At 73.2% G+C, this 13,663-nt stretch carries 10 protein-coding genes; all 10 read left to right on the top strand.

What is annotated here, in order from left to right; translation table 11 throughout:
* The first annotated feature begins 133 nt into the window (after window positions 1-133).
* The 10 genes from carA to ACFVTR_RS11320 all read left to right on the top strand — a co-directional run bounded on the left by carA (window position 134) and on the right by ACFVTR_RS11320 (window position 13,624).
* Window positions 134-1,255, top strand: coding sequence for a glutamine-hydrolyzing carbamoyl-phosphate synthase small subunit (carA, locus tag ACFVTR_RS11365; RefSeq protein WP_387037754.1), 1,122 nt, complete (start codon window positions 134-136; stop codon window positions 1,253-1,255).
* Window positions 1,255-4,545, top strand: coding sequence for a carbamoyl-phosphate synthase large subunit (gene carB, locus ACFVTR_RS11360; RefSeq protein ID WP_387037352.1), 3,291 nt, complete (start codon window positions 1,255-1,257; stop codon window positions 4,543-4,545). Before carA ends, carB begins: the two co-directional genes overlap by 1 nt.
* The gene (gene pyrF / locus ACFVTR_RS11355; RefSeq protein ID WP_387037350.1) at window positions 4,542-5,423 is read left to right on the top strand and encodes an orotidine-5'-phosphate decarboxylase; all 882 of its coding nucleotides are present in this window, start codon (window positions 4,542-4,544) and stop codon (window positions 5,421-5,423) included. The genes carB and pyrF overlap by 4 nt, the downstream gene beginning before the upstream one ends.
* On the top strand, window positions 5,416-6,336 hold the full coding sequence (gene gmk / locus ACFVTR_RS11350) for a guanylate kinase (RefSeq protein WP_387037348.1): 921 nt from the start codon (window positions 5,416-5,418) through the stop codon (window positions 6,334-6,336). The genes pyrF and gmk overlap by 8 nt, the downstream gene beginning before the upstream one ends.
* A gap of 76 nt (window positions 6,337-6,412) precedes the next feature.
* Window positions 6,413-6,670: a DNA-directed RNA polymerase subunit omega gene (gene rpoZ / locus ACFVTR_RS11345; RefSeq protein WP_376945441.1), complete on the top strand. Its 258-nt coding sequence runs from the start codon at window positions 6,413-6,415 to the stop codon at window positions 6,668-6,670.
* Between the two features lie 13 nt (window positions 6,671-6,683).
* On the top strand, window positions 6,684-7,937 hold the full coding sequence (gene coaBC / locus ACFVTR_RS11340) for a bifunctional phosphopantothenoylcysteine decarboxylase/phosphopantothenate--cysteine ligase CoaBC (RefSeq protein WP_387037347.1): 1,254 nt from the start codon (window positions 6,684-6,686) through the stop codon (window positions 7,935-7,937).
* Window positions 7,934-9,127, top strand: a complete 1,194-nt coding sequence (metK, locus tag ACFVTR_RS11335) for a methionine adenosyltransferase (protein WP_387037345.1) — start codon at window positions 7,934-7,936, stop codon at window positions 9,125-9,127. Before coaBC ends, metK begins: the two co-directional genes overlap by 4 nt.
* A gap of 1 nt (window position 9,128) precedes the next feature.
* A complete protein-coding gene (locus ACFVTR_RS11330; RefSeq protein WP_387037343.1) occupies window positions 9,129-11,084 on the top strand; it encodes a primosomal protein N' in 1,956 nt (651 codons plus the stop codon).
* A gap of 75 nt (window positions 11,085-11,159) precedes the next feature.
* Window positions 11,160-12,089 carry a methionyl-tRNA formyltransferase gene (fmt, locus tag ACFVTR_RS11325; protein WP_387037752.1) on the top strand — a complete coding sequence of 310 codons (930 nt, stop codon included), beginning with the start codon at window positions 11,160-11,162 and terminating at the stop codon, window positions 12,087-12,089.
* 104 nt (window positions 12,090-12,193) lie between these two features.
* Window positions 12,194-13,624, top strand: a complete 1,431-nt coding sequence (locus tag ACFVTR_RS11320) for an RsmB/NOP family class I SAM-dependent RNA methyltransferase (RefSeq protein WP_387037341.1) — start codon at window positions 12,194-12,196, stop codon at window positions 13,622-13,624.
* Window positions 13,625-13,663 lie beyond the last annotated feature (39 nt).

The following is a 13,663-nucleotide window of genomic DNA, read 5'->3' as shown; positions in this document are numbered from 1 at the left end:
CCTGGGCACGCCCGAGACCGACGCGAGCGAGCCGGTCGGCGCGCCCGAGGCCGCCGTCGAGACCGCGAGCGAGCCGCTCGCAGCGCCCGAGACCGCCGCGCCGACCACCTTCGGCCGCGCGGGCGACCCCGCCGTGCTCGTCCTCGAGGACGGAACGCGATACGAGGGGCGCGCCTACGGCGCCCGCGGGCGCACCGTCGGCGAGGCCGTCTTCGCGACCGGCATGACCGGCTACCAGGAGACCCTCACCGACCCGTCGTACGCCGGCCAGATCGTCATGATGACGGCGCCGCACATCGGCAACACGGGCATGAACGACGCCGACGAGGAGTCGAACCGCATCTGGGTCGCCGGCTTCATCGTGCGCGACCCCTCGCGCGTCGTCTCGAACTTCCGCTCGCAGCGCAGCCTCGACGACGACCTCGTCGCCTCCGGCGTCGTCGGCATCTCGGGCATCGACACCCGGGCGCTCACCCGGCACCTCCGCTCGGCCGGCTCCATGCGCGCCGGCATCTTCTCGGGCGACGACGCCGCACTGAGCTCGGGCGAGCAGCTCGCGGTCGTGCAGTCGGGCGCGCAGATGGCCGGGCAGAACCTCTCGGGCGCCGTCTCGACGGCCGAGCCCTACTCGCTGCCCGCGACGGGCGAGCGCGTCGGCTCGGTGGCCGTGCTCGACCTCGGGGTCAAGACCTCGACGCTGAACTACCTCGCCGAGCGCGGCTTCGACGTCCACGTGCTCCCGCAGACCACGACGGCCGACCAGGTGCTCGCACTCCGCCCCGACGCGCTGTTCTTCTCGAACGGACCGGGCGACCCCGCGGCATCCGACCAGCACGTCGAGATCCTCCGCTCGGCGCTCCGCGCGGGCCTGCCCTACTTCGGCATCTGCTTCGGCAACCAGCTGCTCGGTCGCGCCCTCGGCTTCGGCACCTACAAGCTGACGTTCGGGCACCGCGGCATCAACCAGCCCGTGCTCGACCGCGCGACCGGCCGCGTCGAGATCACCGCGCACAATCACGGCTTCGCCGTCGACGCGCCGACCGACCGCATCAGCGAGTCGAGCGAGGGCTTCGGCCGGGTCGAGGTGAGCCACGTCGGCCTCAACGACAACGTCGTCGAGGGACTCAACTGCCTCGACATCCCCGCGTTCAGCGTGCAGTACCACCCCGAGTCGGCTGCCGGCCCGCACGACGCCAACTACCTCTTCGACCGGTTCCGCGACATGGTCATCGCGAGCAAGGAGAACGGCAACTAATGCCCAAGCGCGACGACATCAATTCCGTCCTGGTCATCGGCTCCGGGCCGATCGTCATCGGCCAGGCGGCCGAGTTCGACTACTCGGGCACGCAGGCCTGCCGCGTGCTGCGGGCCGAGGGCGTCCGGGTCATCCTCGTGAACCCGAACCCGGCCACGATCATGACCGACCCCGACTTCGCGGATGCGACGTACATCGAACCGATCACGCCCGAGATCATCGAGAAGATCATCATCAAGGAGCGCCCCGACGCGGTGCTCCCGACGCTCGGCGGGCAGACCGCCCTCAACGCCGCGATCGCGCTGCACGACGCGGGCATCCTCGAGAAGCACGGCGTCGAACTCATCGGCGCGAAGGTCGACGCGATCCGCAAGGGCGAGGACCGCCAGCTCTTCAAGGAGCTCGTCGTCGAGTGCGGTGCCGACGTCGCCCGCTCGCACATCGCGCACACGATGGACGAGGTGCTGGCCGCGGCCGACGACCTCGGCTACCCGCTCGTGGTGCGCCCCTCGTTCACGATGGGCGGCCTCGGCTCGGGCTTCGCGTACGACGAGACCGACCTGCGCCGCATCGCCGGTGCGGGCCTGCACGACTCGCCGACCACCGAGGTGCTCCTCGAGGAGTCCATCCTCGGCTGGAAGGAGTACGAGCTCGAGCTCATGCGCGACACCCACGACAACACCGTCGTCGTGTGCTCGATCGAGAACGTCGACCCCGTCGGCGTGCACACGGGCGACTCGATCACGGTCGCGCCCGCGCTCACGCTGACCGACCGCGAGTTCCAGAACCTCCGCGACATCGGCATCGACATCATCCGCGCCGTCGGCGTCGACACCGGCGGCTGCAACATCCAGTTCGCGATCGACCCGGTCGACGGCCGCGTCATCGTCATCGAGATGAACCCGCGCGTCTCCCGCTCGAGCGCCCTCGCCTCGAAGGCGACCGGCTTCCCGATCGCGAAGATCGCCGCGAAGCTCGCCATCGGCTACCGCCTCGACGAGATCCCGAACGACATCACCCGGGTGACGCCCGCGAGCTTCGAGCCGACGCTCGACTACGTCGTCGTCAAGGTGCCCCGCTTCGCGTTCGAGAAGTTCCCGGCCGCCGACCCGACCCTCACGACGACCATGAAGTCGGTCGGCGAGGCGATGGCCATCGGCCGCAACTACGCGACCGCGCTGCAGAAGGCGCTGCGCTCGCTCGAGAAGCGCGGCTCGTCGTTCCACTGGGGCGAAGAGGCGCGCACGGTCGAGGAGCTCCTCGAGCAGGCGAAGGTGCCGACCGACGGCCGCATCGTGCTCGTGCAGCAGGCGCTCCGCAAGGGCGCCACGATCGAGCAGGCCTTCGAGTCGACGAAGATCGACCCCTGGTTCCTCGACCAGATCGTGCTCATCAACGAGGTCGCCGCGCACGTCGCCGCGGCCGAGGCGCTCGACCACGACACGCTGCTGCTCGCGAAGGACCACGGGTTCTCCGACGCCCAGATCGCCGAGCTCCGGGGCTTCGGAAGCGAGGCCGACGCCCGCGAGGTGCGTCACATCCTCGGCATCCGTCCGGTGTACAAGACGGTCGACACCTGCGCGGGGGAGTTCCCGGCGCTCACGCCGTACCACTACTCGAGCTACGACCAGGAGACCGAGGTCGCCCCGAGCGACCGCCGCAAGGTCGTCATCCTCGGTTCGGGCCCGAACCGCATCGGCCAGGGCGTCGAGTTCGACTACTCGTGCGTGCACGCGTCGTTCGCGCTCTCGGCCGCGGGCTTCGAGACCATCATGATCAACTGCAACCCCGAGACGGTCTCGACCGACTACGACACGAGCGACCGGCTCTACTTCGAGCCGCTCACGCTCGAGGACGTGCTCGAGGTCATCCACGCCGAGTCGCAGTCGGGTGAGCTCGTCGGCGTCGTCGTGCAGCTCGGCGGCCAGACCGCGCTCGGCCTGGCCAAGGGCCTCGAGGCGGCAGGCATCCCGATCCTCGGCACGACGCCGGAGGCGATCGACCTCGCCGAGGAACGCGGCCTCTTCTCGGGCATCCTCGACGCCGCGGGGCTCCTCGCCCCGAAGAACGGCACCGCGATCGACCTCGCCGGCGCGGTGCACGTCGCCGAGGGCATCGGCTACCCGGTGCTCGTGCGCCCGAGCTACGTGCTCGGCGGCCGCGGCATGGAGATCATCTACGACACCGCCTCGCTCGCCGACTACTTCGCGCGCATCGAGGGCCAGGGCATCGTGGGACCGAGCCACCCGCTGCTCGTCGACCGCTTCCTCGACGACGCGATCGAGATCGACGTCGACGCCCTCTACGACGGCACCGACCTCTACATCGGCGGCGTCATGGAGCACATCGAGGAGGCGGGTGTGCACTCGGGCGACTCGAGCTGCACCCTCCCGCCCGTGACCCTCGGCCGCGCCGAGGTCGACCGGGTCCGCGAGGCGACGCGCGCGATCGCCGAGGGCATCGGCGTGCGCGGCCTGCTCAACGTGCAGTTCGCGATCGGCGCGGGCGTGCTCTACGTGCTCGAGGCGAACCCGCGCGCCAGCCGCACGGTGCCGTTCGTCTCCAAGGCGCTCGGCATCCCGCTCGCGAAGGCCGCGAGCCGCATCATGGTGGGCGCGACCGTCGCCGAGCTCGTCGCCGAGGGGATGCTGCCCGCCTCCGACGGCTCGCGCGTGCCGCTCGACGCCCCGGTCGCGGTCAAGGAGGCCGTGCTGCCCTTCCACCGCTTCCGCACCCGCGAGGGCATCATGGTCGACTCCGTGCTCGGCCCCGAGATGCGTTCGACCGGCGAGGTCATGGGCATCGACCGCGACTTCCCGCGCGCCTTCGCGAAGAGCCAGCTCGCCGCGTACGGCGGCATGCCCGAGACCGGCACGGTCTTCGTCTCCGTCTCCGACCGCGACAAGCGTGCGATCATCCTGCCGGTGCTGCGCCTGCAGCAGCTCGGCTACGAGATCACCGCGACCGAGGGCACCGCGGAGGTGCTGCGCCGCAACGGCATCGGCGCCCGCGAGGTGACGAAGTTCAGCGAGAAGGCGAGCGAGGACGCGGACTCGGTGGTCGAGCTCATCAACCGCGGCGAGGTCGACATCGTGGTGAACACGCCGAGCGGTCGCTCCGCGCGCGCCGACGGCTACGAGATCCGCGCTGCGGCCGTCGCCGCCGACATCCCGCTGTTCACGACCATCGCCGAGCTCTCGGCCGCCGTCGCGTCGCTCGACGTGAACGGCGACGGCTTCGAGGTCACGAGCCTGCAGGACTACCAGGCGAGGCGGGAGGTGTCGGCGTGAGCGTCGAACCACTGCCGTTCGGCGAGCGGCTCGCGGCCGTCTTCGCCGCGTACGGGCGACTGTGCGTCGGGATCGACCCCCATGCGTCGCTGCTCGCATCGTGGGGCTACGACGACTCCGCCGCCGGCGTGCGGGAGTTCGGTTTGCGCACGATCGACGCGGCGGCCGGCCGCGCGGGCATCGTGAAGCCGCAGGTCGCGTTCTTCGAGCGGCACGGTGCGGCCGGATACGCCGCGCTCGAGCGCGTGCTCGCCGAGGCCCGCGACGCGGGACTCCTCGTGATCGCCGACGCGAAGCGCGGCGACATCGGCTCGAGCGTCGACGCGTACGGCGAGGCGTGGCTGCGGCCCGGGTCCTCGCTCGAGGCGGACGCCATGACGATCAGCGCCTACCAGGGCCTCGGCTCGATCGAGCAGGTCATGGTCGCGGCCGAACGCGCCGGCAAGGGCCTCTTCGTGCTCGCGGCGACCTCGAACCCCGAGGCCGCCGCCGTGCAGCGCGCGGTGCTGCAGCAGTCGAGCCGTGCCGGCTCGACGGTCGCAGGTGCGATCACCGCGGGCGTCGTCGCCTGGAACCAGGGGCGCGCGGATGCCGCGGAGCGCTCGCTCGGCTCCATCGGCGTCGTCATCGGGGCGACCGTCGACCTGCGCGCGGCGGGCCTCGATCGCGACGGCGAGGCGCCCCGTCCGGGGCTGCCGGTGCTCGCACCGGGCTTCGGCCACCAGGGCGGTGAGCTCCGCGAGCTCCGCTCGATCTACGGCGCGTACAGCTCGGGCGTCATCGTGAGCGAGTCGCGTTCGCTGCTCGCCGCCGGCCCCGAGGGCCTCGCCGATGCCGTCGCCCGCCGGGTCGACGAGGTCGGGAGCGTCGATGTCTGACGCCCGCGCCACCGCAACCACCCCGCCCGAGGTCGACCGCGTCGCCGCTTCCCGCGCGGCCGTCGCCGCCCGGCGCGCGCGTGCGGCCGTGAAGGCCGAGGTGGCCTCCGGCCGTCGCAGCCCGCTCGACGTGCTGCGGGTCGCCTTCGAGGAGCCCGAGGGCGTGGAGGGCCGCCTGCGGGTCACCGAGTTCCTCACCTCGATCCCCGCGATCGGCGCCACGAAGTCGACGCGCATCATGCAGGAGCTCGAGATCTCGACCTCGAAGCGCCTCGGCGGCCTCGGCCGCCTGCAGCGCCGTCGCCTTCGCGAGTTCATCGCCGAGTGGGTCGCCGCGCACGGCGGCACGGGCGACCGGCTCGTCGTGCTCGCCGGTCCGACCGCGGTCGGCAAGGGCACGGTCGCCGGCTACATCCGCCAGCACCATCCCGAGGTCAAGCTCTCGGTGTCGGCGACCACGCGCGCTCCCCGCCCCGGCGAGGTCGAGGGCGAGAGCTACTTCTTCGTCGACGACGCCGAGTTCGACCGCATGGTCGAGGCCGGCGAGCTGCTCGAGTGGGCGACGGTGCACAACGCCTCGCGCTACGGCACGCCGCGCGGTCCCGTCGAGGAGGCGATCGCCGCCGGCCAGAGCGTGCTGCTCGAGATCGACATCCAGGGCGCCCGTTCGGTGCGCCGCGCGATGCCCGACGCGACGCTCGTGTTCCTCCTGCCGCCGACCTGGGACGAACTGGTCAGACGACTCGTCGGCCGCGGCACCGAGACGGCCGCCGAACAGCAGCGCCGGCTCGAGACCGCGAAGGTCGAACTGGCCGCCGTCGACGAGTTCGACCACCAGGTCGTGAACCACGAAGTCGGCGAGGCGGCCCAGAAGGTCGTAGACTTGATGAGACCTCGCAAGGGTCGTCGCTGAGCCGTCGCGGTTCGGGCACCCTCGCCACGAGCTTTCGCGCGCTCGGCGCGCACCCCACGAAACAAGGAGTCACTCCATGGCTGAGAAGCTTTCCGGCATCATCGACCCGCCCATCGACGACCTGCTCTCGAAGGTCGACTCGAAGTACCAGCTGGTCATCTTCGCCTCCAAGCGCGCCCGCCAGATCAACGACTACTACGCCGACCTGCACGAGGGAAGCCTGTTCGACAACGTCGGCCCGCTCGTCGACTCGTCGATCGACGACAAGCCCCTCTCGGTGGCCATGCACGAGATCAACGAGGACAAGCTCCGGCTCCGCCCCCTGGGCGAGTGACCCCGGGGGCCGCGTGACCCTCAACATCGTCGTCGGCATCACCGGCGGCATCGCGGCGTACAAGGCCGTCGGCGTCGTCCGTGCCCTCGTGCTCGCCGGGCACGACGTGCACGTCATCCCGACCGAGGGCGCGCTGCGCTTCGTCGGCCGGCCCACCCTCGAGGCGATCTCGCGCAACCCGGTGCACACCGAGCTGTACGAGGGCGTCGCCGAGGTGCGGCACGTCGCGATGGGTCAGGCCGCCGACCTCATCGTCATCGCACCGGCGACGGCGAACTCGATCGCGAAGCTCGCCGCCGGGCTCGCCGACGACCTGCTCGGCAACAGCGTCCTCGCGAGCGAGGCGCCCGTGGTGATCGCCCCGGCGATGCACACCGAGATGTGGCGGCATCCCGCGACCCAGGCGAACATCGCGACGCTCGAGGCGCGCGGCGTCACCGTCGTCGGTCCCGCGGTCGGCCAGCTCACGGGCGTCGACAGCGGCCCCGGCCGCATGGAGGAGCCCGACGTCATCGTGGCGGCGGCCCTCGCGGTCGTGGCATCCGGTGCACCCGCGAACCGCGACCTCGCGGGTCGCCGCATCGTCGTGACCGCCGGCGGCACGCGCGAACCGCTCGACCCCGTGCGCTTCCTCGGCAACCGTTCGAGCGGCAAGCAGGGCGTCGCGATCGCCGAGGCCGCCCGCGCGCGGGGCGCCGAGGTGACCCTCGTCGCCGCCAACCTCGAGGTCGCCGAACCCGCCGGGTGCGATCTCCGCCGCGTCTCGAGCGCGCTCGAACTCCAGGCGGCGGTCACCGAGGCCGCCCGCGGCGCCGACGCGGTGATCATGGCCGCGGCCGTCGCCGACTACCGCCCCGCGAGCATCAGCGAGCAGAAGATCAAGAAGGACGCCTCGGACGACGGGCTGACGATCGAACTCGTCCGCAACCCCGACATCCTCGCCGGCCTCGGGCACGCCCCGCACGACGGCACCCTCCTCGTCGGCTTCGCCGCCGAGACCGAGCCCGACGACGAGCGGCTGCTCGAGCTCGGGCGCGCCAAGCGCCGCGCCAAGGGCGCCGACGTCCTCGTCGTGAACCGCGTCGGCTGGACCGAGGGCTTCGCGAGCGACGACAACTCCGTCGTCATCCTCGGCGGCGACGACGAGATCGTCACACGACTTCACGGAACGAAACCGTCGGTGGCCGGTGCCATCCTCGACGTGGTTGTCTCGAAGTTCGCGAACACCGCCGAAGACCGCACCACGAAAGAAGCCGACCCCGTATGAGCGCCCTCCGCCTCTTCACCTCCGAGTCCGTGACCGAAGGCCACCCCGACAAGATCTGCGACCAGATCTCGGACTCGATCCTCGACGCGCTGCTCGCCGTCGACCCGTACAGCCGGGTCGCCGTCGAGACGCTCGTGACCACGGGGCTCGTGCACGTGGCCGGCGAGGTCACCACCTCGGGCTACGTCGAGATCCCGGCGATCGTGCGCGAGCGGGTCACCTCGATCGGCTACGACTCGTCCGACGTGTGGTTCGACGGTCGCTCGTGCGGCGTCTCGGTGTCGATCGGCGGCCAGTCGCCCGACATCGCCCAGGGCGTCGACCACGCCTTCGAGGCGCGCGAGCGCGCCAGCGAGGACGCGCTCGACCGCCAGGGTGCGGGCGACCAGGGCATCATGTTCGGCTACGCCACCCGCGAGACCCCCGAGCTCATGCCGGTGCCGATCTGGCTCGCGCACCGACTCGCCGAGCGCCTCGCGAACGTGCGCAAGGCGGGCGAGCTCGACTACCTGCGCCCCGACGGCAAGACCCAGGTGACCATCGGGTACGACGGGCCGACGCCGAAGACCATCGAGACCGTCGTGCTGTCGACCCAGCACTCGCCGGCCGTGTCGAACGAGCAGCTGCGCGCCGAGGTCGAGGAGCTCGTCATCCGTCCGGTGCTCGACCAGGTCGAGCTCGCGCGGCCCGAGCTCGCGGTGCTCATCAACCCGACCGGCCGGTTCGAGATCGGCGGCCCGCAGGGCGACGCCGGCCTCACGGGCCGCAAGATCATCATCGACACCTACGGCGGCGCGAGCCGTCACGGCGGCGGCGCGTTCAGCGGCAAGGACCCCTCGAAGGTCGACCGTTCGGCCGCGTACGCGATGCGCTGGGTCGCGAAGAACGCGGTGGCCGCCGGCCTCGCCGACCGGCTCGAGCTGCAGGTCGCGTACGCGATCGGCAAAGCGGCTCCCGTCGGCCTCTACGTCGAGACCTTCGGCACCGGCGTGCTGCCCGACGACGAGATCATCGGCGCGATCCGCGAGGTGTTCGACCTCCGGCCGGCCGCCATCATCCGCGACCTCGACCTGCTGCGCCCGATCTACGCGCAGACCGCGAGCTACGGCCACTTCGGGCGCGAGCTGCCCGACTTCACGTGGGAGCGCCTCGACCGCGTCGACGACCTCCGCTCCGCCGCCGGGCTCTGAGGTGACGGCCGGCCCGGTCGCCAGGGTGCTCGTCGATTCGCCGCTGCCGCAACTCGACCAGCTGTTCGACTATCGCGTGCCCGAGCGGCTCGTCGACGAGGCGAAGCCCGGCGTCCGGGTGCGGGTGCCGCTCCGATCGGGCGGTCGGATCGCCGACGGCTGGCTCGTCGAGCTGGCCGAGTCGAGCGAGTACGAGGGGCGTCTCGCCGAGCTCGACCTCATCGTCTCCGAGGTCCCGCTGCTCGCCCCCGAGGTATGGGCGCTCGCGCGGGCCGTCGCCGATCGGGCTGCCGGCAACGCGAGCGACGTCCTGCGCCTGGCGATCCCGAGCCGGTACGTGCGCGTCGAGCGCGCATGGCGGGCGGCCGAACCCGATCCGGGCGAGCTCCCGGCGGCCACGGCCGTCACCGGCTACGAGGCGGGCGTCGTCGAGGCGGGCATCGCGGGCGGTGAGCGGATGGCCCTCGCCGCCGACCCCCGGCCGATCAGGCTGCCGTCGGGGGAGTGGGTGGGCGCGTGGGCGGTCACGCTCGCTGAGGCGGCCGCGGCGACGCTGGCGGCCGACCGCTCGAGTCTCCTCGTCGTGCCCGACTATCGCGACCAGGAGCAGCTGCAGGCCGCCCTCGCCGAGGTCGTCGACCCTCGGCGGGTGCTCCGCACCGATGCCCGGCAGACGGGAGGCGCTCGCTTCCGGGCCTTCCTCGACGCGAGCGGCGATGCTGCGCGCATCATCGTCGGCAACCGTTCGACGGTCTACGCGCCGGCGGCGAGGCTCGGCCTCATCGCCCTCTGGGACGACGGCGACGCCCTCATGAACGAGCCGTTGAGTCCGGGAGCGCATCCGCGTGACGTGGCGCTGATCCGCCAGGAGCAGTCGGGCGCGGCCCTGCTCCTCCTCGGGCACACTCGCAGCGTCGAGGTCGAGCGGCTCGTCGAGATCGGGTGGGTGCGGGCGGTGGGTGCCCATCGCCATGTTCGTCCGCGGGTCATCCCGACCGAGCAGCAGGCGACGCCCGAGCCGGGCTCGGCGCGCATCCCGTCGGCCGCGTGGCGCCAGGCGCAGGAGGCCGTGCAGACGGGACCGGTGCTGGTGCAGGTCGCCCGCCCCGGCCACACGCCGCTGCTCTCCTGCGACCGCTGCCGCGAGCCGGCGCGCTGCGCGGCCTGCGGCGGCGTCCTGGCCGTGCCACGCGCGGGCGGTGCGCCCCGCTGCACCCTGTGCGGCACGAGCGCCGCGAACTGGCAGTGCCCGGTGTGCGAGTCGACGAAGCTGCGCGCCGTGACGGTCGGCGCGAGCCGCACGGCCGAGGAGCTCGGCCGTGCGTTCCCGAGGGCCCGGGTGATCCTCTCCGACGGCGAACGGCCGGTGCTGCGGGTCGGCGCCGAACCGGCGCTCGTCGTCGCGACACGCGGCGCGGAGCCCATCGCGGAGGGCGGCTATCGGGCGGTGCTGCTCCTCGACGGCGAGCGGATGCTCCTGCGCGAGTCCCTGCGGGTCGCAGAGGACTGCCTCCGCTGGTGGTCGAATGCGGCGGCGCTTGCCGCGCCGGGTGCCCCGGTCTTCCTCGTCGGGGTCGCGGGTGCGCTCGCGCAGGCGCTCGCGGGCTGGCGGCAGCTCGAGTGGGCCGGCACCGAGCTCGCCGCCCGGCGAGCGCTGCGCTTCCCGCCTGCGGTGCGGGTGGCGAGCGTCACGGCTCCGCACGCCGGGGTCGAACGGGCGATCGCCGCCGCGACCGCGGCGGCCCCCGGGGTCGACGTGCTCGGGCCCACCCCGGTCGACGACGAGCTCGAACGGGCGATCGTGCGGTTCGACTACCGTGCCGGTGTCGCGGTCGCGCGGGCGCTCCGTGCGGAGATGATCCGGGTCGCGACCGAGCGGCGGCGTCCCGTCGCGGGCCGTCGCCCGCAGCGCCCGCGCGTGCTGCGCGTGCGCGCCGACGACCCCGAGGTGCCGTAGCCCGGGCGACGGGCGACGGGCGAGGCGCGCACGACCGCCCAGCCCACGATCCGGAAGAATGATCCGGTGACCTCGCTGCGCCTCGTCTTCGCCGGTACCCCCGCCCCTGCCGTCCCGAGCCTCGAACGGCTCGTCGGCCACGGCGACCACGAGGTGGTCGGCGTCGTGACGCGTCCGGATGCGCCGCTCGGACGGAAGCGCGTGCTCACGCCTTCGCCCGTCGCCGCCGCTGCTGAGGCGCACGGCCTGCCGGTCGTGAAGGCGGCCCGGCTCGACGAGGAGGCGACGGCCCGGATCGAGGCGCTCCGCCCCGATCTCGGCGTGATCGTCGCCTACGGCGGGCTCGTGCGCGAGCCGCTGCTCTCGACGCCCCGACTCGGCTGGATCAACCTGCATTTCTCGGTGCTGCCGTCCTGGCGCGGCGCCGCACCCGTGCAGCATGCGATCATCGCGGACGACGCCGAGCTCGGGGCCTCCGTCTTCCAGCTCGTGCCCGAACTCGACGCGGGTGACGTCTTCGCGGCGCGCAGCTGGCCGAACGACGCCGGGCTGACGGCGGGGGCCGCCCTCGAGATGCTCGCGGATCGCGGCGCGGACCTGCTCGCGGAGGTCGTCGACGGCCTCGCCGCGGGCACGGCGCGCGCGGTGCCCCAGGTGGGCGAGCCGAGCCTCGCGCCGAAGCTCGCGATCGAGGACGGCCGGCTCGACTGGCGCCTCGGCGCCCGCGCGGTGCTCGCCCGTTTCCGCGGCACGACCCCCGAGCCGGGCGCGTGGACGACGCTCGGCGGCGAGCGGCTGAAGGTGCTCGAGGCGCGCCCGGTCGATTCCGTCGAGGCAATCGCGCCGCTCTCCGCGGGCGAACTGCGCCCCGAGCGCCGCCGGGTGCTCGTCGGCACCGCCGACGCGCCGATCGAGCTGGTCCGGGTGCAGCCCGCGGGCAAGGGTGCGATGGCCGCTGCCGACTGGGGCCGCGGGCTCGCCGAATCGCTGCGAACGCTCGAGTAGCCGTCGCGTCGCGAGCGGCCGCCGTACGGCCCGCCGGGCGCCCACCGGGCCGGCCGCCGGACGACGGCGGGCGTGCGCACGGCTCCGCCGCGTACAGTTGACGGGTGAACCAGCAACGCCCCGCCCGACGGCCAGCCCGTGACCGCGACGCCCAGCGCCCCCGCCAGGTGCGCGTGTCGCCGCCCCGGATCGTCGCCTACGAGGTGCTCGAGGCGGTGCGCGCCGACGAGGCGTACGCGAACCTCCTGCTGCCCAAGCGCATCGAGCGCTCGAAGCTCAGCGAGGCCGACGCGGCGCTCGCGACCGAGCTGACCTACGGCACCCTCCGCATGCAGGGCTTCTACGACGCGGTCATCGAACTGGCCGCGGGCCGCCCGGCGGACCGCATCGACCCGCCCGTGCTCGACATCCTCCGGCTGGGGGTGCACCAGCTGCTCTCGACCCGGGTGCCGACGCACGCCGCGGTCAACGAGCAGGTCGTGCTTGCGAAGCGCATCGCGCCGGCCGCGAGCGGCTTCGTCAACGGAGTGCTGCGCACGGTCTCGCGGTCGAGCCTCGAATCGTGGCGCGACGAGCTCGCCGCCGAGCTGCCGAACGACGACGCCCGCCTCGCGGTGCTCGCCTCCCACCCCGAGTGGATCGTCCGCGCGCTGCGCTCGGCGCTCGTGAAGGAGCGCCGCGGCGACGAGCTCGCGGCACTGCTCGAGGCCGACAACGCGGCGCCCCGCGTGAACCTCGCCGTGCTGCCGGGGCTCGGCGACGAGTCGCCCGAGGGGCTCGGCGAGCCCAACCGCTTCTCGCCCATCGGCGCCACCGCGCCGAACCCGATCGCGCTCGTCGCCGCGCACGAGGGTCGCGTCCGAGTGCAGGACGAGGGCTCGCAGCTCGCCGCCCTCGCCCTGTCACGCGCCGGCGACGTCGCCCCGGGCGAGCGCTGGCTCGACCTCTGCGCGGGCCCGGGCGGCAAGACGGCCGTGCTCGCGGCCGAGGCGCTCGCGAACGATGCGACCCTCGTGGCGAACGAGCTCGTGCCCGCGCGCGCCGAGCTCGTGCGCCGGGCGATCGAGGGCGTCCCCCTCGAGGTGCACGTCGCCGTCGGCGACGGTCGCGAGACGGATGCCTCGGCGCTCGGCTCGGCCGACGGATTCGACCGCATCCTGCTCGACGCGCCGTGCACCGGGCTCGGTGCGCTGCGGCGTCGCCCCGAGGCGCGCTGGCGCAAGCAGCCCGCGGACGTACCCGAGCTCACGCAGCTCCAGGGCGAGCTCTTCGACCACGCGGTGCGGCTGCTCGCGCCGGGCGGGGTGCTGGCCTATGTGACGTGCTCGCCGCACACGGCCGAGACCCACGGCACCCTCGCGGCGGCGCTCCGCCGCTGGGAGGGGCAGCTCGAGCAGCTCGACACGCGGGCCGTCGTGCAGTCGGTGGCGCGCGAGCCGCTCGACCTCGCGGGGGCGCCCGAGACGGTGCAGCTCTGGCCCCACCGGCACGGCACCGACGCGATGTTCATCGCCCTCGTGCGGCGCACCGGCTGACCGTGCGGCGGGCGCCGCGGCATCCCCGCTCGATAGGCT

This window comes from Agromyces sp. NPDC058126, from assembly GCF_042884595.1.
Classification (GTDB): domain Bacteria; phylum Actinomycetota; class Actinomycetes; order Actinomycetales; family Microbacteriaceae; genus Agromyces.
This window is presented reverse-complemented; position numbering and strand designations above follow the sequence as displayed.